This window comes from Pelomonas sp. BJYL3 (genome assembly GCF_027257975.1).
GTDB lineage: Bacteria > Pseudomonadota > Gammaproteobacteria > Burkholderiales > Burkholderiaceae_C > Roseateles_B > Roseateles_B flavus.
The window spans coordinates 24,415-46,896 of sequence record NZ_JANZKX010000010.1; the positions used below are offsets into that span (position 1 = coordinate 24,415).

Below are 22,482 nucleotides of genomic sequence, written 5' to 3' on the forward strand. Positions count from 1 at the left end.
CTTCAGGGCAAACCGTTGGCGCCATGGCGCAGAAAGGCGGGCCGCTCGCAGAGCCGCGCGTGATAGGCCGCGATGGCCTCAAAGACCGGCCGCTGCTGCTGCGGCGTGCGCAGCCAGCGCTCGACCGACAGGCCCAGCACCACGTCCGCCAGGGTGAAGCGCGGCCCGGCCGCATAGGCGCCGGTGCGCTGCAGCTGCGCCTCCAGCACGGCCATCTGGGCATTCCAGCCCTGCAGCCCCTGGGCGATGAGGGCGGTGTCCTGGTGCGCCGGACTCTGGCGGACCAGGCCCATGAAGGCATAGCGCCAGCTGTTGTTCAGCTCGGTGGCCTGCCAGTCCATCCACTGCTCCACCTGGGCGCGGCCGCCGGCATCGTCCGGCAGGAGGTCCTTGCGGCCGGCCCGCTGGGCGACGTAGCGGCACAAGGTGTTGGACTCCCGCAGCACAAGGTCGCCATCGACCAGCACCGGCACCATGCCCAGCGGATTGAGGGCCAGAAACTCCGGACTCTGCAGCGAGAGCGCGCCCTCGCCCCAGGGCTCGTGCTCGTGGGGCAGCCCGGTTTCATCGAGCGTCCAGAGCACCTTGCGGACATTGATGGAGGAGGCGCGCCCCAGCAGGCGCAGTCGCTGGCTCATGAGCGTTCCGGGCCGGGCCCTGGCTGCTGTCGATGGGGAGAGGCTAGCGCAAGTCCGCCCCGGCGGAGGCCCTCATTCGCCGAGGTCGATGCGGGATGCGAACAGGGAAGCATCCAGCCCGGACGGCGCGGCGTAGTCGGCCATCACCCAGATCTGCCGGCACTGCCGGGCGGCGTCCTCCAGCAGCTCCAGCAGCACGCGCCGGGAAATGCCGTCCAGCGCGGCAAAGGGCATGTCCAGCAGCACCAGCTCCGCCCCGCTGGCCGCGGCCGCCAGCAGGCCCAGCTTGCGCCGGCTGCCGGCGGAGAGCATGTGCATCTGCTTGGCCATGTGGGGCCCCAGCTGCCAGGCCTCCTGCAGGGCCGCCGCCGTGTCGGCATGCCAGGCGGCATGCCTGGCGCGCTCCTCGGCCAGCCAGTCGGCGGCCTGCTGCGCATCGCGCGCGGGGTCCAGCGGGTCCGGCCAGGCCTGGCTTGCCAGCTGCCGTTCCAGCTGGCCGGCATCCGGCACCAGAAGGCCTGCGAGGAGGCGCAGCAGCGCGGTCTTGCCACGGCCCTCCCCGCCCTGAACCAGGTGCAGGCCGGGGCCCAGCTCGAAATCCAGCCCGGCCAGCAGGAGAGGCGACCCGGCGCCCGGCGGCTGCCAGCCCAGGCCCTGGGCCCGCAGATACGGCGCCGTGCCGGGCGCCTGCAGGAGGTGATCGTGTCCAGTCATGGCGGCCATGGTAGTGCCCGCTAACGCCCGGACCTGCAAAGGCACTGTCGGACTTCTTGACAGACTCCAGGCCTTGCGTTCGCAATTCGCCCAGACAGCGCGAGCAAGTGCTTGATTTCCCAGCATTTCGGGGGAGTGGGCACGGCCCATGCATGCCTCGGGATTGACGAGGATGGGTCGGCATGATTTGTCGCGGTCGCAGGACAGGTCCGTCAGTGGCCTCCGCCATCGCAGGACGATCATGGACGGGAAGACTTCATGGAGTTGCCATGGGCCGCCGTCTTCGCCTCGCTTCCCCGCTGTCCTCCACCCTGCTGGTCTGCCTGGGCCTGAGTACCAGCCCGCTGGCACTGGCCGCGCCGGGCATCAACCTGAGCAGCGTCCAGTACGTGCAGTACGGAGACGGCCAGTCCTACTCCCTCCCCTTTGCCGTCATCGACCAATGCGGCGGCACCAAGGCCGGCTGCCAGTACTACGTGCCGTCAAGCCCCGGGCAGATCGACAGTCTGGTCGTGCTGGCCACGGGCACCGAGAGCGGGCCGACGACCACCAACTTCCTGGGCATGGACAACGCCTACCGCACGCCGGACGGCGCGGGCGGCGCCCCCTTCTTCCGCCCGGATGCCGGCAACTCCCGCGGCTCACAGGGGAGCATCACCGGCAACCTGTCCAACACCTGGGACGCCTCCTTGACCTCCCTGAAGTCCTTCCTGGCTTCGGACCAGATGGTCTTCTTCTTCAACAACAACCAGACCAAGAGCGGCGGCACCGCCACCGAGAGCCTGGCCGCCTGGGCGCGCGTGTGGATCACCGACGACCAGGGCATGAACCTCGGCTACTACGACTTCACCAACCGCGCCGGCCGCTACGCCCTCTTCACCGAGGGCGGCGGCGGCACCTTCTTGGGCGACGTCGGCACCTACACCTCACTGGGCGGCGGCCCGCTGGCCGGTGACAACAGCAGCACCGACTACGTGCTTTCCGGCGGCGCCATCTGCCGCAACAACTTCGGCATCCCGGTCTCCTGCAGCACCACCAGCAACAAGCCGGTGGACCACAACCTGGGCGCCAATGAAGCGGCCTACGCCATCCTCTTCCCCGAGCTGAACGCGCAGATGAACACGCTGTTCGCGACGGTGCTGGACGACACCGTCCTGGCCAAGTACACCTTCCACGCAGACATCCGCCTGGGCTGCGATGCGGCCACCACACCGGGCAATTGCACGGGCGACCTCAAGGGCGGCGTGCCCTTCGGCCGGGACCTCAACAACGGCTACGAGCAGATCTTCATGGGCCGCGCCGCACAGTTCGCCTGCACGGCCAGCACGCCCGGCTGCTCCGAGGTGCCTGAACCGGCGTCCGTGTGGCTGGCACTGGGCGGGCTGGGCGCCCTCGGCCTGCTGACGCCCGCCGCGCTGCGCCGCCGCTCACGCGCCGCCTGATCGGCACCATCGTCCTGCGCGGGGGTGACGCCTGCCGGGCGCCATTCCAGCGTGCCGTCCACCCGCTGCGCCATCGCATCCAGCGCCCGCGCCTCCTCGGCGCACATCTTTCGCTGCGTGCGCGCCACGCGCCCCGTTACGGGGTCGCGCAGCGTCCATTGCCAGAATTGGATTTGCTTCATGGGCCCATGCTGAGACCTGGGTGGCTCATGGCGTGAGCCAGGTCGGGCCTGAGGCGCATCGAATGGCGCGGACCGTGGGCCGGGCGCCAGTTGTCCGCAGGAGCCCCGTGCGCCATGCAATGCCACGTGCCACGACAAGAGGCCGCAGGCAGCGGCGCCGACCCCGCGCCCCCTGGGGGGGGCCACTCCTATCCGGCCAGCAGCAGGCAGACCAGGACGCCCCCCGCCAGCAGGGCTGGCCCAGACAGCAGCGCGAGCTCGATCTTTCGACGGCCTTTCCGTGGGGCGGGCAGACGCCAGTACGCAGCGCCGGCCAGAGCCATCGACACCAGCGAGAGCGCCCCGGCACCCAGGATGGCCACGCCATAGATGCCAATGATCGGCATGCCGCAACCCGGGGGCGGGTGCAGCCTGTCGAACGAGGCCAACTGCACCCTGGCCCACGCAGCCGGCAGGATCAGTGCGGCCATGAAGAGGGCCCAGGAGAACCGGCGGAGCATGCAGTCGTGTCGTGTCAAGGTTTGGAAGGGGCCGCCGGCGTGGCAGCGCCAGGGCTGGCAGGATTCTCGGGCATCGTCCGTCAAGGTACAGAGGCCCGTGCTTGCGGGCTGACAGCGACAGCTGCCTCTTCTGCTGCGACGCGATCGCCACCAAAGGAAAAGCCCAAGTCAATCGATGACTTGGGCTTTCGTGGTTCAGCAGCATTCGCTGAACGCTGTATTGGTGGAGCCGGCGGGAATTGAACCCGCGTCCGCAAGCCATCACCGGGCAGTTCTACATGCTTAGCTCTCTGATTTGATTCTCACGGTGCCAACGCGCAGGAGCACGCTTTGGACGCCGCCAGCTGAATAATCTCGTCGCCTGCCGTACAGCCCAACCGGCGACCAGCCTATGTGAATGACTCCGCAGGTGTTGCCACCCCAGCCCATAGGCCAACTGTTGCGGAGCCTCGTGCTAATTAAGCAGCGAGGGCAAACTTTTCGTCGTTTGCAGGTAGTTTTTTCCAGTGGATTTACGAGCGAACTGGTGCTCGGCATGCCCTACTCCGGATCCGCACCCACGTCGAAACCAGGTCGGCCCCTTTCAGAACTTCAGATTATGCCAGTTGCAGAGACTTCAAGAGGGCATCTGGCGTCTGAACGATGAAATCGGCACCCCAGGCCTCGATGGGCTCGCCCTGCCCCAGGTAACCCCAGGCCACGGCCACGGTGAGCATGCCGGCTGCACGGCCGGCCACGATGTCGCGCTCGTCGTCTCCCACATAGGCGCACTGCTCGGGCGCGACGCCCAGGCGGCGTGCGGCTTCCAGCAGGGGCGCGGGATGGGGCTTGGCGTGCGGCGTGGTGTCCCCGCCGATCACGGTGCCGGCGCGGGCTGCCAGACCCAGGCCTTCGGTCACGGGCAGCGCGAAGCGCTCAGCCTTGTTGGTCACGATGCCCCAGGGCATGGCGGCCAGCTCCAGGGCGTCGAGCAAGGGATGGACCTCCTCGAAGATGGCGGTCTCCTGGAGCATGCGGGCCTCGTAGCGCGCCAGGAAATCGGTGCGCAGGGACTCGAAGTCCAGGTGCGCCGGGGTGACCTGCAGGGAGACGGCCAGCATGCCGCGCGCGCCCGAGCCCACCATGGGGCGCAGCAGCGCGTAGTCCAGGGGCGGCAGGCCGCGCGCGGCACGCAGCTCGTTGGCGGCGCCGGCGAGGTCGGGTGCGCTGTCGATCAGGGTGCCGTCGAGGTCGAACAGCACGGCACGCAGGCCGGCCAGGCGGGTCTGCAGCGCGGCGCCCGTGTCGGGGCTCAGGCAGGTGTCCATGGGCGGGCCGCTCAAGCTGGACGACGCAGCGCGAACAGATAGTTCACGTCGGTGTCGGTGCCCAGGCTGTAGCGCTGGGTGAAGGGGTTGTAGCTGAGGCCCTTGCTGCTGTGCAGCTCCAGGCCGGCGTCGCGCGCCATGCGGGCCAGCTCGGCCGGCTTGATGAAGCGCGCGTACTCATGGGTGCCGGCCGGCAGCATCTTGAGCACGTACTCAGCGCCCACGATGGCCAGCAGGAAGCTCTTGAAGTTGCGATTCAGCGTGGACATGAAGACCCAGCCCCCCGGCTTCACCAGCGTGGCCAGGGCCTGCACCACCGAGGCTGGGTCGGGCACGTGCTCCAGCATCTCCATGCAGGTCACGGCGTCGAACTCGCCCGGGCGCTGCGCGGCCAGTTCCTCGACAGCGATTTCCTGGTAGCTGACATGGGGCGTGCCGGCCTCCATGGCATGCAGCTGGGCCACGCGCAGGGCCTTGGTCGCGAGGTCGATGCCCAGGGCCTCGGCGCCCTTGCGGGCCAGGGAATCGGTGAGGATGCCGCCGCCGCAACCCACGTCCAGCACCTTGAGGCCGGCCAGGGGGCAGAGGCTGTCGATCCAGCCCAGGCGCAGGGGGTTGATCTGGTGCAGCGGCTTGAATTCGCTCTCGGGGTCCCACCAGCGATGGGCCAGCTCGCCGAATTTGGCCAGCTCTTGGGGGTCGGCATTGATCGTCATGGGGCGCAATGGTAAGTCAAGCACCCCTGCCCTGGCTTGACGCAGGCCCTGATGCAGCCGGGGTCAGCAGGCGCTGGCGGGCAGCGGGGTGTCATCCCAGCGCCGGCCTTCCGCCAGCCAGATCTCGTTGTGCGCGGCGCCGGCAGGGATCATGGGGAAGCAGTTCTCCTGCGCCGCCACTGCCACGTCCAGGAAGAAAGGGCCGTCAGAGGCGAGGCATTCGGCCAGGGCCTCCTCCAGCTCGGCCCGCTCGCTCACGCGGCGAGCCTGCCAGCCGAAGGCCCGGGCCAGGGCCACGAAGTCGGGCAGCGCCTCGGTATAGCTGTGGCTCAGGCGGTTGCCGTGGATCAGCTGCTGCCACTGCCGCACCATGCCCATGTAGCCGTTGTTGGACAGCACCAGCTTGACCGGCGTGCGGTGCTGCACGGCGGTGGACAGCTCCTGGATGTTCATCAGCACGGAGGCATCACCACTCACGCACACCACCAGGGCCTGCGGATGCCCCACCTGCGCCCCGATGGCAGCCGGCAGCCCGAAGCCCATGGTGCCCGCGCCGCCCGAGCTGAGCCAACGCCCCGGCGCATCCGGGGCCAGGTATTGCGCGGCCCACATCTGGTGCTGGCCCACGTCCGTTGCAACGATGGGCTCGCTGCCTTGCGCCGCCGCCCGCGCACGCAGCTGCCGCTGCAGCGTGCGCATCAGGGCTTGCGGCAGGATGGCGTCCTGCCTGTCCTCGAAGTCCAGGCATTGCCGGGCCTGCCAGCGGGCGATGCGGGCCCACCAGGGCGCCAGGCGCTCGCGCCGCGCCTCGGGGCTGCCCGGCTGCCGGGCCTGCCAACCTTGCAGCAGCAGTCCCAGACTCTCGCCGCAGTCGCCCAGCAGGGCCACGTCGGCCTTGACGACCTTGTTGAGCGAGCGCGGGTCGATGTCCAGGTGCACGATGCGCGCCTGCGGACAGAAGCCCTGCAGCCGGCCGGTGACACGGTCGTCGAAGCGGGCGCCGACGCACACCACCAGATCCGCCTCATGCATGGCCAGATTGGCTTCCAGCGTGCCGTGCATGCCCAGCATGCCCAGGCTTTGCGGATCCCGGGCCGGGAAGGCGCCCAGGCCCAGCAGGGTCAGCGTGCAGGGGGCGGCCGTGGCACGCACCAGCGCGGCGAAGCGCTCGCAGGCCGTCGGGCCGGCATTGATCAAGCCGCCACCGCCATAGAAGACCGGCCGCCGGGCCTCGAGCAGCAGCGCCAGCGCCGCGTCGACCTCGGCGGCCCCGGCCGCCACCGGCTGCTGCTCCGTCGCTTGCTCAGGCCGCCAGGGCGCGCTGCGGGCCGGGCCCTGCCAGTCCGGCAAGGGCGTCAGCTGCACGTCCTTGGGCAGATCCAGCAGCACCGGGCCGGGTCGGCCGCCCAATGCCACCTCATAGGCCTTGACCACCGCCTCGCTGACGGCCGCGGCGCTGCGGATCTGATGGTTCCACTTGGTGACCGAGCGGGAGATGCCCAGGGCATCGCACTCCTGGAAGGCATCGGTGCCGATGGCCGTGGTGGCGACCTGGCCGCTGATGCACAGCACCGGAATGGAGTCGCACAGCGCGTCCAGCAGGCCTGTCGTGGTGTTGCTCATGCCCGGGCCCGACGTCACGAAGACCACCCCCACCCGACCCGTCGCGCGCGCATAGCCCTCGGCGGCGTGCACGGCAGCCTGCTCGTGGCGCACCAGCACATGGCGCAGGCGCGGCTGGGCGTGCAGGGCGTCGTACAGCGGCAGGACCGCGCCGCCTGGGTAGCCAAAGACGGTGTCCACGCCCAGGCTCAGCAAGGTCTCGATGAGGGCCGCAGCGCCATTGAAGGCGGGCGCCGGGGCAGGCGATGCAGCAGGCAATGCAACAGGCAGGAGGCAGGCGGAGGCGAGCGGAGCATTCATGGATTCAGTGTCCCTGAGGCCGATCAGGAATACTTCCTGATTTTTCGCCAGCAAAGGCTATATTCAGCAAATCTTCCTGCGCCAAGAAAAATTCACAGAATGAAGCTGGATAAATTCGACCTCGCCATCCTGTCCGAGCTTCAGAAGGACGCCCGCAAGAGCCTGCAGGACATCAGCCAGGCCGTGGGGCTCAGCACCTCACCGTGCTGGACCCGCATCAAGCGCATGGAGGAAGCCGGCGTGATCGAGGGCTATGCCGTGCGGGTGAACCCGGCCGCCGTCGGACTGGGGGACACGGTCATCGTGCATGTGACCCTGGACAGCCACTCGGACGAAGCCCTCTTCGAGTTCGGCCGGGCCCTGGAGCAGATTCCCGAGGTGCTGGAGGCCTTCCTGGTCTCGGGGGACTATGACTACTACGTGCGCATCGCCGTCGCCGACACCCGGGACTACGAGCGACTGCTGCGCGAGCGGCTCTACAAGATTCCCGGCATCCGCCACAGCAAGTCCAGCTTCGTGCTGCGCCAGCTGAAGCAGAGCCTGCTGCCCCTGCAGCGCTGAGCCGGCAGGCGCCCCAATGAAAAAACCGCCGGTCCCCGAGGCCGGGGCGGCGGTTTTCACGGGCTGGCGCAGGGGCTGTGCCGGCGGCCGGACTCAGTGCATGGCCTTGCCGTGCTTGTGGCTGGCCTTCACCTTGGCCGGTGAGGTGGCCTTGTGCTGTTTGCCGGCGGCCTTCTTGCCGGACTTCTTGGTGGCCTTCTTGCCTGCGGTGGCCGACTTCTTGTGGGCCTTCTTGGCCTTCACAGCAGGCTGCTGCACGGCGGCCTGCTGCATGGGCTGGGCAGCCACGGCGGGAGCCACGGCCGGCTGAGGCGTGACCAGGGGAGCCGCGGGCTGCACGGTGCCCTGGGCTTGCTGAGCGAGGGCTGGCAGAGCCAGCAGGCTGGCAAGGCTGAGGGTCAGGATGCTTTTCATGTGCGGAATTCCAATCAAGGGACTGCTGCGAAGTCTAAGCGCTGCTCTTCACTCGAACACGCCCTGGCGCAGCCATTTTGTTGCCACCCATTTCTCCCCTTCCAGCACCGGCGAACCGCCGTGCAGGGTGAGGGTCGAAGGATCTGGCTGGCCATAGCTGAAGAACACGGCATTGCCCTTCACCGGCGCCACTTCCAGGCGGCTGTCGGGGAAGATGGTGCCACCGCCGCGGCGCGGCGTATTGAGATACATCACGAGCGTGCCCACGCGCTGCCCGCCGCGCTGGAGGATGGACGGCGTGCTGGCGTGGTAGGGGTCGAAGTAGTCGTAGTGCGGCAGGTACTCGGCGCCCGGCTTGTAGCGCAGCACCTGCAGACCCTCGCCGTTCTGCACCGGCCAGTTCAGCAAGGCCGCGATGCGGGCCTCGATGCGCGCGCACAGCTCGTTCTCGCCACGCTCGAAGAACATGCCGTCGCTGGTGCGGGCGGTGTTGACCTCGCTGCCGTCGACCTTCACGGCCACGGTCTCCGAGCGGCTCAGGCGGTCGCGGCTGAACGCCACCAGGGCGTCGCACTCCTCGTGCGAAAGCAGCTCGCCAAAGAGCACGACGCGGGGGTGGGCCAGGGTCAGCAGCACCTTGACGTCACGGTCCAGGGCGCGGATCACCGTGGGCTGCCCCGTCAGGTCCGGCTCCGGCAGCGAATCGGTGAAGGGCTTGCCCGCGCGCCGGGCTTCGTCCTTCTGGTGGGCTTGGGAGACCTGCGCGAATGCCGTCTTCGCCACGGTCTCGTCCCAGCCGCTCTGCACCATGGCCTGCAGGATCTTGTCGCCAGACACGCCGGCGCTGATCTGCTCGATGATCCAGCGACACAACTCGGGAGATGCAGCCTGCCCCATCGTCCTCTCCTTGCTCTCCTTGATTCAGCGCTTGCGGCGGAACACCAGGCGCTCCGGCGTGGAGGCCTCGGCCGCGAAGGCGTAGTCGTCCACGGCAAAGTCTTTCAGCCCCTCGGGGCGGTCCACGCCCTGCTCGATGCAGTAGCGGGCCATCAGGCCGCGCGCACGCTTGGCAAAGAAGCTGATGATCTTGTAGCCGCTGCCTTTCCAGTCCTCGAACTGGCAGTCGATGACACGCGGATGCAGCGCCTTGCGGTCCGCGGCCTTGAAGTATTCCTGCGAAGCCAGGTTGATGATCACCGGCACATGCGAGGCGGCCGCCCGGGCATTGAGATGCTCGGCGATGCGGTCGCCCCAGAAGCCGTAGAGATTGCGCCCCCGCGGCGTGGCCAGCGAGGTGCCCATCTCCAGGCGGTAGGGCTGCATGCGGTCCAGGGGCCGCAGCACGCCATAGAGGCCCGAGAGGATCAGCACATGATCCTGCGCCCAGCGCAGCTGCTTCAGGCTGAGGCTTTTCGCGTCCAGCCCGTCGTAGACGTCACCGTTGAAGGCCAGCACCGCGGGCTTGCTGTTCTCGGGCGTGAAGCGCGGCTCCCAGGCCTGGTAGCGCGCCACGTTGAGGGCGGCCAGCGCATCCGAGAGGTCCATCAGCCGCGCGATGTCGGCCGTCGTGTGCCGGCGCAGGACCTCGATCAGCTCGATGGACTCGGGGATGAACTGCGGCTCGGTGGCCAGGGCCTCGACGGCCGGCGAGACCGGGCTGTCGTAGTCCAGGGATTTCGCGGGCGAAAGCAGGAACAGCATGGATCGGAGAAGACTCGTGCGAGCGGAGGCGGCAGGCGGGGTCAGGTGATGCCCCCATTGTGTCGCAGTACCAATGACAAGGCCCGCTGCACGGCACAGCGGGCCTGGAGTGATGCCGGGCAGCGCCCGCGCCGCCTACTTGGCCAGCAGGGCGTTGACGGCAGCCAGGTCCTCGGGACGCAGCTGGCCCGAAGCCTGACGCAGCTTGAGGCTGTTGAGCACCACGTCGTAGCGGGCCTTGGCCAGGTCGCGCTGGGTGGAGAAGAGCTGAGTCTGGGCGTTCAGCACGTCCAGGTTGACCCGCACGCCCAGCTTGTAGCCCAGCTGCGTGGCTTCCAGGGCCAGCTTGGTGGAGGCCTCAGCGGCCTCGTAGGCCTTGACCTGGGCGCGCAGGGACTGCACGCCGAAGAAGGCGCGCTTGGTGGCTTCGGAGATGCTGCGGCGGGCGAAGTCGAGGTCGTTGCGCGACTTCTCTTCCAGCTTCAGCGTTTCCTTGATGCGGTTGTCGTTGTAGCCGCCCGTGTACAGCGGGATGTTGAGCTCCAGGCCCACCTTGGCTTGGCGGGTGGTGCCGGGGATCTGCACGTCGCCGCGGTTGTTGACCACGCCCAGCGAGCCGTTGGCATCCACCGTCGGGCCGTTGGCGGCCTTGGCCTTTTCGGTCTCCAGGCGCGCGACTTCCAGGCCCAGCTGGGCCTTGCGGATCACCGGGTGCTGCTCGGATTGGCTCACCCAGGTCTCGACCTGGTCGGAGGCCAGGGCCGGCAGGGCCACGGGCTGGGCCAGGGGCTTGGGATCGACGCCCACGCGGCCGACGATCTGGTCCAGCGTGACCTGCTTGACGCGCAGGTCGTTGTCGGCGGCCAGTTCCTGGGCGGTGGCCAGGTCATAGCGGGCCTGGGCTTCGCGGGTGTCGGTGATGGTGGCGGTGCCCACCTCGAAATTGCGCTTGGCGGAGGCCAGCTGCTCGGCCACGGCCTTCTTGTTGCCCTGGGCGGTGGCCAGGGTGTCGCGGGCATTGAGCACGTCGAAGTAAGCCTGGGCCACGCGGACGATCAGGTCCTGCTCGGCCGATTCCAGGTCGGCGCGGGCCACGCCCAGGCCGCGCTGGGCCTGCTCGATGGTGACGGCATTGCCGCGGTTGTAGACCGAGTACTTGGCGCTGAGGCCCAGCTGCGTGGCCGTGGAGTTCATGGTGGCCGAGGGCACCGTCACCGGGCCGGCGGCGCTCATCGCGCCATAGCTGGGCGTGTGGGTCTGGGTCTTGTAGACGCTGGTGCCGGCGCCGAGCGTGGGACGCGCCAGGGCATCCGCCTGCCCTGCCTTGAACTCGGCCGACTCGGCCTGCGCCCGCGCGGCCAGGTAGCTGGCGTCATAGGCACGGGCTGCGTCATAGAGCTCCTGCAGGCTCTGGGCCTGCACCGTCGACACCCCACCGAACAACAGGCCCAGGGTGGCGGCCAGGACACTGGCCCGCGGACGCAAAGAGGAAGAGAGTCGATCAGCAGCCATGAAGCTTCCTTGCAGCAATGGTTTTGATGGTTGTTCGGTTGGCAATCAGTATCGAGGCAGCGAGGGGTCCACCTGAAGGGACCAGGCATCGATGCCGCCGGCGAGGTTATAGACGGAATCGAAGCCTCGGGCCGAAAGAAATGCGACGACCTGCAGACTTCGCACCCCGTGATGGCAATAACAGACGACGGCCCGTGAGGCCTCCAGCTCGCCCAGGCGGGCCGGCACCTCGTTCATGGGGATGTGCAGCCAGTCCATTCCCTCGTGGCGCAGGGCCACCTGCGCCACCTCCCAGTCCTCGCGGACGTCCAGCAGCAAGGGGCGCCCCTCGGGCGCCACCTCGGCCAGCCAGGCCTGGAATTCGGTGGGGGGCAGCTGCCAGGCCATGCCGCTCAGAAGGTGAAGGCCGGACGCGACTCGAAGCCCGGCAGGCGCTGGGCAACGGTGTCGAAGAGCTCGGTGGTCTGGAATTCCTTCTCGCTCACGCGGCGCACCTGCACGGCGCGCATCATGGGCTCCTCACCGACGATGCCCAGCAGGCGACCGCCCACCTTGAGCTGGTCCAGCAGGACTTGCGGCAGCTCGGCCACGGAGCCTGCCAGCACGATGACGTCGAACGGAGCCTCGCCCGGCGCGCCCTGACGGCCGTCGGCCTCGCGCACCTGCACATTGGACAGGCCGGCACGGCGCAGCTTCTCCGCTGCCGCCTTGGCCAGGGCGGGGTCCGCCTCCAGGCTCACCACAGACTGGGCCTTGTGCCCGATCATGGCGGTCAGATAGCCGATGCCGGTGCCGATCTCCAGGACCTTCTCTCCGCGCTGCACCTGCATTTCCTGCAGAAGGCGGGCCTCCACGCGGGGCGCCAGGGCACGGCGGGTGCCGACCAGCGGCAGCTCGGTGTCGGTGAAGGCCAGGGTGCGCAGCTCGGCCGGCACGAAGTCCTCGCGCCGGACGCTGCTCAGCAGGGCCAGGACGCTCGCGTCCAGCACATCCCAGGGGCGGATCTGCTGTTCGATCATGTTGAAGCGGGCTTGTTCGAAATTCATGGCAATGCTCGGCGTTTCATCTGGAAGGGGCGCCGGGGCTTCCGGCGCAACCCGGGCATTCTATTTCCCGGACGAGGGGGCGGCCCCGGGGGCTGCGGCGGCAGCACCACGCCAGCGCCGCCGCGCCCATTGCGCCAGGTCATCCAGCAGGCAATAGACCACCGGCACCACCACCAGGGTCAGCAGCGAGGAGGTGATCACGCCCCCGATCACCGCCTGGCCCATGGGCGCACGCTGCTCCGAGCCCTCGGACATGGCAAAGGCCAGAGGCACCATGCCGAAGACCATGGCCAGGGTGGTCATCAGAATGGGCCGCAGCCGCACGCGGGCCGCATGCAGCAGGGCCTGCTCCCGCGTCATGGGCTCTGCATCGACCCCATGCGCATGCACCCCCTCGCGGGAGCGGATGGCGAAGTCGATCAGCAGGATGGCGTTCTTGGTCACGAGGCCCATGAGCATCACGATGCCGATCACGGAGAACATGTTCAGCGTGGAGTTGAAGCTGATCAGGGCCACGGCCACGCCGATCAGCGTCAGGGGCAGCGAGGTCATCAGCGCCAGCGGCTGCAGGAAGCTCTTGAACTGGCTGGCCAGGATCATGTAGATGAACACGATGGCCAGGGCCAGGGCGCCGACGGCGTACTGGAAGGACTCGGTCATGTTCTTCGTCGAGCCGCCGAAGCTGTAGCGGTAGCCCGGCGGCATGGGCGTGGCCTGCAGGATCTTCTGGATGTCGGCCGAGATCTCGCCGGCGCTGCGGCCCAGGGCGTTGGCGTCGATGTTGATCTCGCGGTTCATGTCGCGCCGGTTGATCTGGTTGGCGCCGAAGGACTCGCTCAGTTGCGCGACCTGGCCCAGGCGCACCACGCGGCTGCCGCCGTCCGCGGCCGCGGCGATGTTGAGCGGCATGGCGGCGAGTTGCTCCATGTTGTCGCGCAGGACCAGGGGCAGGCGCACGACGACGTCGTAGTTCTCGCCGTCCGGCGCGCGCCAGTTGCCCACCGTGGTGCCGGCCAGCAGGGTGCGCAGGCTGGTGGCCACGGCGTTGACGTTGAGGCCGGCGTCGGCCAGGGCCTCGCGCTTGAGCTCCACCGAGGCCGTGGGCTTGTTGGCCTTGAGCGTGCTGTCCAGGTCCACCAGGCCGGGGATCTTGCGCATCTGGGCCATCACGCCGTTGGCGATGCGCTCCAGCTCCTTGAGGTCCGGCCCCTGCAGCGAGAACTGCAGGCTCTTGCTGCCGCCGAGATCGGTCTGGCCGATGTTGGTGACGGTGATGCCCGGGATCTGGTCCAGCTTCTGGCGCAGGGGCGTGGCCATCTCCACCACGCTGCGCTGGCGGTCCTTGCGGTCGACCAGGCGCACATAGGTGGCGCCGTAGTTCTTGCCCGCTGCGAAGCCGCTGTTGATGGTGGTGACGGTGTACCGCACTTCCGGCAGGCTGCGCAGGGCCTCGTCGACCTGGCGCGCACGGGCCTCGGTCAGCTCCAGCGAGGAGCCCACGGGCGTGTAGAAGTTGACCTGCGTTTCCGAGAGGTCGGCCTTGGGCACGAACTCCTTGCCCATCACGCCGAAGAGCGTGCAGCCGCCCAGGAAGCAGGCCAGCGCCAGGGCCAGGGTCTTGCCCTTGTGCTGCAGGGCCCAGCCCAGGATGGTCTGGTAGCCGTCTGACAGCCGCTCGGTGAAGCGGTCGAAGGCGCCGGTGACGCGACCCAGGGTCTTGTCGTAGAGGGTCTTCGGCCCGCCCTGCCCTGCCCCATGACCATGGATGGCCGGGTCGTGCCAGACGCTGGACAGCATGGGGTCCAGCGTGAAGCTGACGAACATGGAGATCAGCACCGCCGCGACGATGGTGATGCCGAACTCGTGGAAGAACTTGCCCACGATGCCACCCATGAAGCCGATGGGCAGGAACACGGCCACGATGGAGAAGGTGGTGGCCAGCACGGCCAGACCGATCTCGGCCGTGCCGTCCAGCGCGGCCTGGCGCGGGTTCACGCCCATGGCCACGTGGCGCACGATGTTCTCCCGCACCACGATGGCATCGTCGATCAGCAGGCCCACGCACAGGCTCAGCGCCATCATGGTGATGGTGTTGATCGTGAAGCCGAAGGCATACATGAACAGGAAGGTGCCGATCAGCGCGATGGGCAGCGTCAGGCCGGTGATGACGGTGGAGCGCCAGGAATTCAGGAACAGGAAGACGATCAGCACCGTCAGGGCCGCGCCCTCGATCAGGGTGCGCTTGACGTTGGCCACCGAGACGCGGATGCCGCGCGAGTTGTCGCGGTTGACCTCCAGGCGCACGCCGGGCGGTGTGAGCTTGCGGGCCTCCTTGAGCGCTTCCATGAGGCCGTCGACCACGGCGATGGTGTTCTCGCCCTGGCTCTTCTGCACCGAGAGCAGCACCGTGCGCTGCCCGTTGTAGAGCGCCAGGCTGTCCAGCTCCTGCGGGCCGTCGACCACGCGGGCGACCTGGGCCAGCTTGATCGGCGAGCCGTTCTTGCGCGCCACCACGATGGACTCGAAGTCCTCCGGCCGCTTCATGCGGGCATTGACCTGCACCACGCGCTCCTGCTCGGCCGAGCGCAGGGCGCCCATGGGCAGCTCCTGGTTCTCGCTCTTCACGGCGGCCAGGACCTGGTCCACGCCCACGCCCAGGGACTCCATGGCCGCGGGCTGCAGCTCCACGCGCACCTGGCGCTGCAGACCGCCCACCACGGCCACCGAGCCCACGCCGCGCACGTTCTCCAGCTTTTTCTGCAGCACCTGGGTGGCCCAGGTGGTGAGCGCCTGCGGGCTCTGGCGGCCGTCGTCGGACAGCAGGGCCACGTTGAAGATGGGCACGGACTGCGGGTCGAAACGCGAGATGCGCGGCTCCTTGACTTCCTCGCGCAGGCTGGGGCGGATCAGGGCGACCTTCTCGCGCACGTCATCGGCGGCCTTGCGGCCATCGACGTCCAGGTTGAACTCCACGATGACCACCGAGGTGCCCTCGTAGGAGCGCGAGTACAGCGAGTTGATGCCGGCCACCGTGTTGACGGCCTCCTCCACCTTCTTGGTCACCTCGGCCTCGACGATCTCGGGCGAGGCGCCCGGATAGTCCATGCTGATCACCACGGTGGGGAAGTCGACGTTGGGGAACTGGTCGACCGAGAGGCGCTGGTAGCTGAACAGACCCAGCACGACGAAGGCCAGCATGACCATGGTGGCCATGACCGGGTTGTGGATGGAGACGCGGGTGAACCACATGGGGCGCTCCCGTGTTCAGCGCGAGGCCGCCACAGCGGGGGCCGGGGTGGGAGCCGGGGTGGAGGCCGGGGTGGGGGCCGATGCCGGCGCAGCACCCGGCAGCACCAGGCGCGTGCCCGCCGCCACCGTGCCCGCCGTGCCGGACAGCAGGCGATCTCCGGCCTGCACGCCCGACTTCAGCTCCACGGCGGCCCGCAGGCGCCCCTCGCGCAAGACCTGACCCTGCACGCCCAGGGCCACCGTCTGCCACTGGGCTTCGGGGCCTTCCTTGCCCGGCACGATCTTGATCACATAGGGCTCGCTGCGGTCCACCCGCACGGCGCTGAGCGGCAGGCTGAGCGCCTCGCGCTCGTCCATCAGCACGCTGCCGCGGGCGAACAGGCCGGCGCGCAGGCCCGGCTGCGAGGCGGGCAGGCGCAGATAGGCCAGCACCGCGCGCGAGCCGCTCTGGGCGGCCGGGTTGATGCGCTGGACCTGGGCCATCACCGGCTCGGCCAGGCCGTCGACTGTCAGCTGCGCCTGCTGGCCCACGGCCAGGCCGGCGGCCTTGTCCGAGGGGATGGCCGCCTCCAGCTCCAGCTGGCGCAGGTCCACGATCTCCAGGATGCGGCCGTCCAGGGCCACGCGCTCGCCCGGCTGGGCCAGGCGCTGCGAGACCTGGCCGCTGATGGGGGCGATCAGACGGGTGTCGGCCAGCGCCTTGCGGGCCAGGTCCACGGCGGCGGCGGCAGCCTGCCAGTTGGCGGCGGCCGAGGCCTCGGTGGAGACGGCGCTCTCCAGTGCCGTCGAGGAGACGAAGCCCTGGCTCACCAGGCCGCGGCTGTTCTCGAGGTTGCGGCGGGCGATGTCGAGCTGGGCGCGGGCGGCGGCGGCGGTCTGCTCGGCCTGGCGCAGCCGCATCTCGAATTCGGTCGGGTCCAGCTGGCCCAGCAGTTGGCCAGCCTTGACGGCATCCCCCTCGCGCACCGTCAGCGACTTGAGCTCCGCGGCCACCTTGGCCTTCACCACGGCGGAGTCCACCGCCCGCAGGCCGCCGGACACATCCACCGAACGCGCCAGCCGGCCGGACTGCACCTGCAGCACATCGGACTCGGCCAGACGCAGCTGGGGCGTGGCGGTCGTGGCCACGGGCACCGCCGCCTGGCGGGCCGCCCGTGCGCGGTGGACGCCGGCGGCGATCAGCACGCCCAGCACCAGCAGCAGCCAGATCGACCAGTGCAGGCGCCCCCGCTGGAAGCGCTGCGGGCGAGAACAGTTCAGGCGGGACTGGGGCATGGCACTCGGGGCGTGATGAGGTGGATCGGAAGGGGGATGTCGGGCCGCTCAGCCTGCGCCAGGCCGTGGACACAAGCCATGCAGCAGCAGGTCGAGTTCCAAGGCCAGCACGTCGGCCGGGTTCTCGCAGGGCAGGTGCAGCGCGCAGGCGCCGAAGGAATGCTGGAACAGCACGAGGTGCAGCATGGGCCCGATCAGGACCTGCACGGTCATCATCGGGGACACCGGGCGGAACTCGCCGCGGTCGATGCCGCGCTGGATCACCTGGGCCAGCAGGGCCTGGGTGGGCGCGATCACTTCCTCGTGGAAGAAGCTGGCCAGCTCTGGGAAGTTGCGCGCCTCGGCCATCATGATCTTGGTGATGCCGCCGGCGGGGCTCAGGCCCACCTCGGTCCACCACAGGTGCATCACGCGGTGCAGCAGCTCGGTCGTGGCGCCTTCGTACTGCGAGATCAGCACACTGGCCTCGGCAATGCGCGAGGACAGGCTCTCCCGCACCATGGCCTTGAACAGCTCTTCCTTGGACGGGTAGTAGAGGTACAGCGTGCCCTTGGACACCCCGGCCCGCTGCGCGACCTCCTCGGAGCGGGTGGCGGCGAAGCCCTTCTCGACGAACAGCTCCAGTGCCGCGGCCAGCAGCTCCTGCGGGCGCGCCTCCTTGCGCCGCTGGCGCGGGGCGGGCGCCTGGCGGGCCGGGGCGCCCGTGGCGGGCAGCTCGGCGGGCGGTGCAACGGAGGGGGCGTTCTTGCGTGGGCTCATGGTGTACTGACTGACCGGTCAGTACTGTATGCACTGCCCCGCCAGGGGTCAAGGCGGGTGAGGCACGGCTTTACCTGGCATTTACAGGAGTTGCGCCGCTTGACCGGAGTCTGCAAGGCTCAGCGCTTATCATCCGCCGCTTCAATTTCCAGCCCGAACCGACGGAGCTCTTCTTGGATCTTCTCCTGCTCATCAAGGCCGCGATCATGGGGATCGTGGAAGGCCTGACCGAATTCCTGCCCATCTCTTCCACGGGCCACCTGATCCTCACCGGCTCCCTGCTGGGCATGACGGACGACAAGAGCAAGGTCTTCGACGTGGCCATCCAGACCGGCGCCATCTTCGCCGTCATCCTGGTCTACTGGCAGCGTCTGCGCGACACCGCCGCCGGTCTGGGCAGCGACGTCCGGGCCCGCCGCTTCGTGCTCAACGTCGCCATCGGCTTCCTGCCGGCGGTGGTGCTGGGCCTGCTGTTCGGCAAGGCCATCAAGGCGCACCTCTTCACGCCGGTGATCGTGGCCTCCAGCTTCATCGCGGGCGGCTTCGTCATCCTCTGGGCCGAGCGTCGCCCGGCCAGTGCCGTGCGAGTGCAGGACGTCGACGCCATGGGCCCCCTGGACGCCCTGAAGGTGGGCCTGGTCCAGTGCCTGGCCATGATCCCGGGCACCAGCCGCTCGGGCGCCACCATCATTGGCGGCATGCTGCTGGGCCTGTCGCGCCAGGCGGCCACGGACTTCAGCTTCTTCCTGGCCATCCCCACCCTGATCGGCGCCGGCCTCTACAGCCTCTACAAGGAGCGGGCCCTGCTGTCCATGGCAGACCTGCCGCTGTTCGCGGTGGGCCTCGTGTTCTCCTTCCTCTCGGCCTGGATCTGCGTGCGCTGGCTGCTGCGCTACATCGCGAGCCACAGCTTCGTGCCCTTCGCCTGGTACCGCATCGCCTTCGGCATCGTGGTGCTGGCCACGGCCTTGACGGGCGTGGTGACCTGGAAGGATTGAAGCACGCCCTCGGTGCGACTTCGGCCCTGCGTCCGGCAGGGCCGGGGCGTCTCGGCCATAATTTCGCCCCATGACGATCACCATCAAGAGCGCGGCCGACATCGCCGCCATGCGCGTCGCCGGCCGCCTGGCCTCCGAGGTGCTGGACTATCTGACACCCCATGTGAAACCCGGGGTCAGCACCGAGCACCTGGACCAGCTGGCGCATGACTACATCGTCAACGTGCAGCAGGCCATCCCCGCGCCGCTGAACTACTGCCCGCCGGGCTACACGCCCTACCCCAAGTCCATCTGCACCTCGATCAACCACCAGGTCTGCCATGGCATTCCCAACGAGCGGCCGCTGAAGAACGGGGACATCGTCAACATCGACGTCACCGTCATCAAGGACGGCTGGCACGGGGACACCAGCCGCATGTTCGTGGTCGGCGAGGGCTCCATCGCCGCCAAGCGCCTGTGCAATTTCACCTACGAGGCCATGTGGAGGGGCATCGCCAAGGTGCGGCCCGGCGCCCGCCTGGGTGACATCGGCCATGCCATCCAGACCTTCGCCGAGAACGCCGGCTTCACCATCGTGCGCGAGTTCTGCGGCCATGGCATCGGCCAGAAGTTCCACGAGGAGCCGCAGGTGCTGCACTACGGCCGCCCCGGCACGTTGGAGGAGCTGGTGCCCGGCATGGTCTTCACCATCGAGCCCATGATCAACGCCGGCCGGCGCGAGATCAAGGAAACGGGCGACGGCTGGACCATCGTGACCAAGGATCGCTCGCTGTCCGCCCAGTGGGAGCACACCATCGCCGTGACCGACACCGGCTACGAGGTGCTGACCGTCTCGGCCGGCAGCCCGCCGCCGCCCGCCTTCGTCAACACCTGACCCTCCCGCGTCGGCCGACTGCCGGCGCGCCCTCCTTGCATCCCATGCGCCCGGAGTCTCACGCATGAGCGATCTGCCCGTCCTGGGCGTGGCTGAGCTGCGCCAACACTTCAAGTCCGGCAAGCTGAGCCTGCTGGAGGCCTTCCGCGCCGCCGAGCCGACCGTGGCCGCGGCCAGCCGCCTGATGCGACAGCTGGCCGGGCATGTGGACCGCACCCTCGCGATGCTGTGGTCCCAGTCGGGCCTGCCACCGGGCGCCGCCCTGCTGGCAGTGGGCGGCTACGGCCGGGGCGAGCTCTTTCCCTACTCCGACATCGACGTCCTCCTGCTCCTTCCCGAGGGGCTGGACGCCTACCAGCCCGGTCCGCTGAAGAGCGCCATCGAGGGCTTCATCACCGCCTGCTGGGACGTGGGCCTGGAGATCGGCTCCTCGGTGCGCACGCTGGAGGAATGCCTCAACGAGGCCGCCGGCGACATCACCATCCAGACCTCCCTGCTGGAGGCCCGCTGCCTGGCCGGCGAGCGCGGCCTGTTCAAGCGCTTCGAGCAGCAGATCCTGCAGGCGCTGGACCCGCGCGCCTTCCTGCGCGCCAAGCAGCTGGAGGCCCGCCAGCGCCACACCAAGTACGACGACACGCCCTACGCCCTGGAACCCAACTGCAAGGAAAGCCCCGGCGGCCTGCGCGACCTGCAGGTGCTGATCTGGGTCGCCCGCGCGGCCGGCCTGGGCAAGACCTGGCCCCAGCTCGCGGCCAAGGGCCTGATCACGCCCTTCGAGAGCCGCCAGCTGCAGCGCAACGAGGGCGTGCTGAAGCTGATCCGCGCCCGGCTGCACGTGGTGGCAGGCCGGCGCGAGGACCGCCTGGTCTTCGACCTGCAGACCGCCGTGGCCCAGAGCTTCGGCTACGAGGGCAGCAAGGGCCAGCGCGCCTCCGAGGTGCTGATGCGGCGCTACTACTGGGCAGCCAAGGCCGTGACCCAGCTGCACCAGATCCTGATGCTGAATCTGGAGGAGCGCATCAATGGCTCGCAGGACGCCGCGATGCACCCCATCAACGAGCGCTTCCTGGACCGCGGCGGCATGCTGGAGGTCGCCAGCGACGACCTCTATCAGCGCGAGCCCCATGCCATCCTGGAGACCTTCCTCGTCTACCAGCAGGCGCCGGGCATCAAGGGTCTTTCGGCCCGCACGCTGCGCGCGCTCTACAACGCGCGCGGGCTGATGGACGGCAGGTTCCGCAGCGACCCGGTCAACCGCGAGACCTTCCTGCGCATCCTCCAGGAAGGCAAGGGCCAGACCCACGCCTTCCGGCTGATGAACCAGACCTCGGTGCTGGGCCGCTACCTGTGGGTCTTCCGGGCCATCGTGGGCCAGATGCAGCACGACCTGTTCCACGTCTACACCGTGGACCAGCACATCCTGATGGTGCTGCGCAATGTGCGGCGCTTCTTCATCCCCGAGCACGCGCACGAGTACCCCTTCTGCTCCCAGCTGGCCGCGCAGTTCGAGCGGCCCTACGTGCTCTACATCGCCGCCCTCTTCCATGATGTGGCCAAGGGCCGCGGCGGAGACCACAGCGAACTGGGCGGCGAGGAGGTCCGGCGCTTCTGCCGCGCCCACAAGCTGCCCAAGGCCGATGCCGAGCTGGTGGAATTCCTCGTCAAGCAACACCTGACCCTATCCCGCGTGGCCCAGAAGGAGGATCTCTCGGACCCCGAAGTGGTCGAGTCCTTCGCCAAGCTCGTGGGCGACGAGCGCCACCTGACGGCGCTGTACCTGCTCACCGTGGCCGACATCCGCGGCACCAGCCCCAAGGTCTGGAACGCCTGGAAGGGCAAGCTGCTGGAGGACTGCTACCGCCTCACCCTGCGGCGTCTGGGCGGCGCCCAGATCAACCGCGAGGCCGAGATCGAGGCCCGCAAGCAGGAGGCCAGGCAAGACCTGGCCCTGCACTCCCAGCTGCCCGGCACCGAGGAGCCGCTGTGGAAGACGCTGGACCTCAGCTACTTCGCCCGCCAGGAGGCCGGCGAGCTGGCCTGGCATGCGCGCGCGCTGTGGCGCTATGTGCAGACGGCCGAGCCCGTGGTGCGCGCCCGCCCCTCGCCCGTGGGCGAAGGCCTGCAGGTGCTGGTCTACTCGCCGGACCGGGCCGACCTCTTCGCCCGCATCTGCGGCTACTTCGACGGCGCGGGCTTCAACATCCTGGACGCCAAGGTGCACACCACCCGCACGGGCTACGCCCTGGACACCTTCCAGGTCATCGCCCCGGACCTGGATATGCACCACCGCGACCTCGTCTCCCTCGTCGAGACCCGCCTGCTGGCCGCGCTGATGGCGGAAGGGCCCCTGCCCGAGCCGCGCCGCGGCCGCCTCTCGCGCCGGGTCAAGAGCTTTCCCTACACGCCGCGCATCTCGCTGCGGCCGGACGAGCGCGCCCAGCGCTGGCTGCTGTCCATCAGCACCAGCGACCGCGCCGGCCTGCTCTACGCCATCGCCCGCGTGCTGGCCCGCCATCACATCAATCTGCAGCTGGCCAAGATCTCGACCCTGGGCGAGCGGGTGGAAGACACCTTCCTGATCGACGGCCCGGCGCTGCAGCAGAACAAGCTGCAGCTGCAGGTCGAGGGCGAGCTGCTGGACGCGATTTCCCTGAGCAGCTGAGGTCCTCGG

At 68.9% G+C, this 22,482-nt stretch carries 20 protein-coding genes and 1 other RNA gene; 5 read left to right on the forward strand and 16 right to left on the reverse strand.

Features of this window, described 5'->3' with window-relative positions; all coding sequences use genetic code 11:
* Window positions 1-2: 2 nt before the first annotated feature.
* Both O9Y01_RS22540 and O9Y01_RS22545 read right to left on the reverse strand, forming a co-directional pair.
* Window positions 3-638, reverse strand: a complete 636-nt coding sequence (locus O9Y01_RS22540; protein WP_269633899.1) for a glutathione S-transferase family protein — start codon at window positions 636-638, stop codon at window positions 3-5.
* A 72-nt stretch (window positions 639-710) separates the two neighbouring features.
* A complete protein-coding gene (locus O9Y01_RS22545; RefSeq protein WP_269633900.1) occupies window positions 711-1,352 on the reverse strand; it encodes an ATP-binding cassette domain-containing protein in 642 nt (213 codons plus the stop codon).
* A 269-nt stretch (window positions 1,353-1,621) separates the two neighbouring features.
* On the opposite strand from O9Y01_RS22545, the gene O9Y01_RS22550 reads away from it, so the two are divergent.
* Entirely contained in the window at window positions 1,622-2,794 is a 1,173-nt protein-coding gene (locus O9Y01_RS22550) for a PEP-CTERM sorting domain-containing protein (protein ID WP_269633901.1), read from the forward strand.
* 370 nt (window positions 2,795-3,164) lie between these two features.
* Here O9Y01_RS22550 and O9Y01_RS22555 read toward each other — a convergent pair whose 3' ends face one another.
* From O9Y01_RS22555 to ilvB, 5 genes are all read right to left on the reverse strand, one after another.
* Window positions 3,165-3,446 carry a hypothetical protein gene (locus O9Y01_RS22555; protein ID WP_269633902.1) on the reverse strand — a complete coding sequence of 94 codons (282 nt, stop codon included), beginning with the start codon at window positions 3,444-3,446 and terminating at the stop codon, window positions 3,165-3,167.
* Window positions 3,447-3,697: 251 nt separating this feature from the next.
* Window positions 3,698-4,057, reverse strand: a transfer-messenger RNA (tmRNA) gene (ssrA, locus tag O9Y01_RS22560).
* 15 nt (window positions 4,058-4,072) lie between these two features.
* Window positions 4,073-4,783, reverse strand: a complete 711-nt coding sequence (gene gph, locus O9Y01_RS22565; RefSeq protein ID WP_269633903.1) for a phosphoglycolate phosphatase — start codon at window positions 4,781-4,783, stop codon at window positions 4,073-4,075.
* Window positions 4,784-4,794: 11 nt separating this feature from the next.
* Window positions 4,795-5,499 carry a bifunctional 2-polyprenyl-6-hydroxyphenol methylase/3-demethylubiquinol 3-O-methyltransferase UbiG gene (gene ubiG, locus O9Y01_RS22570; RefSeq protein ID WP_269633904.1) on the reverse strand — a complete coding sequence of 235 codons (705 nt, stop codon included), beginning with the start codon at window positions 5,497-5,499 and terminating at the stop codon, window positions 4,795-4,797.
* 63 nt (window positions 5,500-5,562) lie between these two features.
* The gene (gene ilvB, locus O9Y01_RS22575; protein WP_269633905.1) at window positions 5,563-7,422 is read right to left on the reverse strand and encodes a biosynthetic-type acetolactate synthase large subunit; all 1,860 of its coding nucleotides are present in this window, start codon (window positions 7,420-7,422) and stop codon (window positions 5,563-5,565) included.
* 99 nt (window positions 7,423-7,521) lie between these two features.
* Between ilvB and O9Y01_RS22580 the strand changes: the two genes are divergently transcribed.
* Entirely contained in the window at window positions 7,522-7,983 is a 462-nt protein-coding gene (locus tag O9Y01_RS22580; RefSeq protein WP_269633906.1) for an Lrp/AsnC family transcriptional regulator, read from the forward strand.
* 93 nt (window positions 7,984-8,076) lie between these two features.
* On the opposite strand, the gene O9Y01_RS22585 is transcribed toward O9Y01_RS22580, so the two are convergent.
* From O9Y01_RS22585 to O9Y01_RS22625, 9 genes are all read right to left on the reverse strand, one after another.
* The gene (locus tag O9Y01_RS22585; RefSeq protein WP_269633907.1) at window positions 8,077-8,397 is read right to left on the reverse strand and encodes a hypothetical protein; all 321 of its coding nucleotides are present in this window, start codon (window positions 8,395-8,397) and stop codon (window positions 8,077-8,079) included.
* A 48-nt stretch (window positions 8,398-8,445) separates the two neighbouring features.
* Complete coding sequence (locus O9Y01_RS22590; RefSeq protein ID WP_269633908.1) at window positions 8,446-9,294, reverse strand: 2OG-Fe(II) oxygenase; 849 nt, start codon at window positions 9,292-9,294, stop codon at window positions 8,446-8,448.
* A gap of 24 nt (window positions 9,295-9,318) precedes the next feature.
* Window positions 9,319-10,098 carry a peroxide stress protein YaaA gene (gene yaaA / locus O9Y01_RS22595; protein WP_269633909.1) on the reverse strand — a complete coding sequence of 260 codons (780 nt, stop codon included), beginning with the start codon at window positions 10,096-10,098 and terminating at the stop codon, window positions 9,319-9,321.
* Window positions 10,099-10,233: 135 nt separating this feature from the next.
* A complete protein-coding gene (locus O9Y01_RS22600; RefSeq protein ID WP_269633910.1) occupies window positions 10,234-11,610 on the reverse strand; it encodes a TolC family outer membrane protein in 1,377 nt (458 codons plus the stop codon).
* Window positions 11,611-11,655: 45 nt separating this feature from the next.
* Window positions 11,656-11,997: a rhodanese-like domain-containing protein gene (locus O9Y01_RS22605; RefSeq protein ID WP_269633911.1), complete on the reverse strand. Its 342-nt coding sequence runs from the start codon at window positions 11,995-11,997 to the stop codon at window positions 11,656-11,658.
* 5 nt (window positions 11,998-12,002) lie between these two features.
* Window positions 12,003-12,656 carry a protein-L-isoaspartate O-methyltransferase family protein gene (locus tag O9Y01_RS22610; RefSeq protein ID WP_269633912.1) on the reverse strand — a complete coding sequence of 218 codons (654 nt, stop codon included), beginning with the start codon at window positions 12,654-12,656 and terminating at the stop codon, window positions 12,003-12,005.
* A 60-nt stretch (window positions 12,657-12,716) separates the two neighbouring features.
* Entirely contained in the window at window positions 12,717-15,905 is a 3,189-nt protein-coding gene (locus tag O9Y01_RS22615; RefSeq protein ID WP_269633913.1) for an efflux RND transporter permease subunit, read from the reverse strand.
* Between the two features lie 15 nt (window positions 15,906-15,920).
* On the reverse strand, window positions 15,921-17,180 hold the full coding sequence (locus O9Y01_RS22620; protein ID WP_269633914.1) for an efflux RND transporter periplasmic adaptor subunit: 1,260 nt from the start codon (window positions 17,178-17,180) through the stop codon (window positions 15,921-15,923).
* Window positions 17,181-17,228: 48 nt separating this feature from the next.
* Window positions 17,229-17,939: a TetR/AcrR family transcriptional regulator gene (locus O9Y01_RS22625; protein WP_269633915.1), complete on the reverse strand. Its 711-nt coding sequence runs from the start codon at window positions 17,937-17,939 to the stop codon at window positions 17,229-17,231.
* Between the two features lie 173 nt (window positions 17,940-18,112).
* Between O9Y01_RS22625 and O9Y01_RS22630 the strand changes: the two genes are divergently transcribed.
* From O9Y01_RS22630 to O9Y01_RS22640, 3 genes are all read left to right on the forward strand, one after another.
* Complete coding sequence (locus O9Y01_RS22630; protein WP_269633916.1) at window positions 18,113-18,937, forward strand: undecaprenyl-diphosphate phosphatase; 825 nt, start codon at window positions 18,113-18,115, stop codon at window positions 18,935-18,937.
* A gap of 70 nt (window positions 18,938-19,007) precedes the next feature.
* Window positions 19,008-19,811: a type I methionyl aminopeptidase gene (map, locus tag O9Y01_RS22635; RefSeq protein ID WP_269633917.1), complete on the forward strand. Its 804-nt coding sequence runs from the start codon at window positions 19,008-19,010 to the stop codon at window positions 19,809-19,811.
* A gap of 64 nt (window positions 19,812-19,875) precedes the next feature.
* On the forward strand, window positions 19,876-22,473 hold the full coding sequence (locus O9Y01_RS22640; RefSeq protein WP_269633918.1) for a [protein-PII] uridylyltransferase: 2,598 nt from the start codon (window positions 19,876-19,878) through the stop codon (window positions 22,471-22,473).
* Window positions 22,474-22,482 lie beyond the last annotated feature (9 nt).

Bases quoted from the DNA above. Each gene is read 5' to 3' on its own strand.
- ilvB (WP_269633905.1), bottom strand. From the start codon at position 7,422: ATGAATGCTCCGCTCGCCTCCGCCTGCCTCCTGCCTGTTGCATTGCCT.
- O9Y01_RS22605 (WP_269633911.1), bottom strand. From the start codon at position 11,997: ATGGCCTGGCAGCTGCCCCCCACCGAATTCCAGGCCTGGCTGGCCGAG.
- O9Y01_RS22625 (WP_269633915.1), bottom strand. From the start codon at position 17,939: ATGAGCCCACGCAAGAACGCCCCCTCCGTTGCACCGCCCGCCGAGCTG.
- O9Y01_RS22615 (WP_269633913.1), bottom strand. From the start codon at position 15,905: ATGTGGTTCACCCGCGTCTCCATCCACAACCCGGTCATGGCCACCATG.
- O9Y01_RS22540 (WP_269633899.1), bottom strand. From the start codon at position 638: ATGAGCCAGCGACTGCGCCTGCTGGGGCGCGCCTCCTCCATCAATGTC.
- O9Y01_RS22550 (WP_269633901.1), top strand. From the start codon at position 1,622: ATGGGCCGCCGTCTTCGCCTCGCTTCCCCGCTGTCCTCCACCCTGCTG.
- O9Y01_RS22545 (WP_269633900.1), bottom strand. From the start codon at position 1,352: ATGACTGGACACGATCACCTCCTGCAGGCGCCCGGCACGGCGCCGTAT.
- map (WP_269633917.1), top strand. From the start codon at position 19,008: ATGACGATCACCATCAAGAGCGCGGCCGACATCGCCGCCATGCGCGTC.
- yaaA (WP_269633909.1), bottom strand. From the start codon at position 10,098: ATGCTGTTCCTGCTTTCGCCCGCGAAATCCCTGGACTACGACAGCCCG.
- O9Y01_RS22640 (WP_269633918.1), top strand. From the start codon at position 19,876: ATGAGCGATCTGCCCGTCCTGGGCGTGGCTGAGCTGCGCCAACACTTC.
- O9Y01_RS22610 (WP_269633912.1), bottom strand. From the start codon at position 12,656: ATGAATTTCGAACAAGCCCGCTTCAACATGATCGAACAGCAGATCCGC.
- O9Y01_RS22555 (WP_269633902.1), bottom strand. From the start codon at position 3,446: ATGGCCGCACTGATCCTGCCGGCTGCGTGGGCCAGGGTGCAGTTGGCC.
- O9Y01_RS22585 (WP_269633907.1), bottom strand. From the start codon at position 8,397: ATGAAAAGCATCCTGACCCTCAGCCTTGCCAGCCTGCTGGCTCTGCCA.
- ubiG (WP_269633904.1), bottom strand. From the start codon at position 5,499: ATGACGATCAATGCCGACCCCCAAGAGCTGGCCAAATTCGGCGAGCTG.
- O9Y01_RS22600 (WP_269633910.1), bottom strand. From the start codon at position 11,610: ATGGCTGCTGATCGACTCTCTTCCTCTTTGCGTCCGCGGGCCAGTGTC.
- O9Y01_RS22620 (WP_269633914.1), bottom strand. From the start codon at position 17,180: ATGCCCCAGTCCCGCCTGAACTGTTCTCGCCCGCAGCGCTTCCAGCGG.
- O9Y01_RS22580 (WP_269633906.1), top strand. From the start codon at position 7,522: ATGAAGCTGGATAAATTCGACCTCGCCATCCTGTCCGAGCTTCAGAAG.
- O9Y01_RS22590 (WP_269633908.1), bottom strand. From the start codon at position 9,294: ATGGGGCAGGCTGCATCTCCCGAGTTGTGTCGCTGGATCATCGAGCAG.
- gph (WP_269633903.1), bottom strand. From the start codon at position 4,783: ATGGACACCTGCCTGAGCCCCGACACGGGCGCCGCGCTGCAGACCCGC.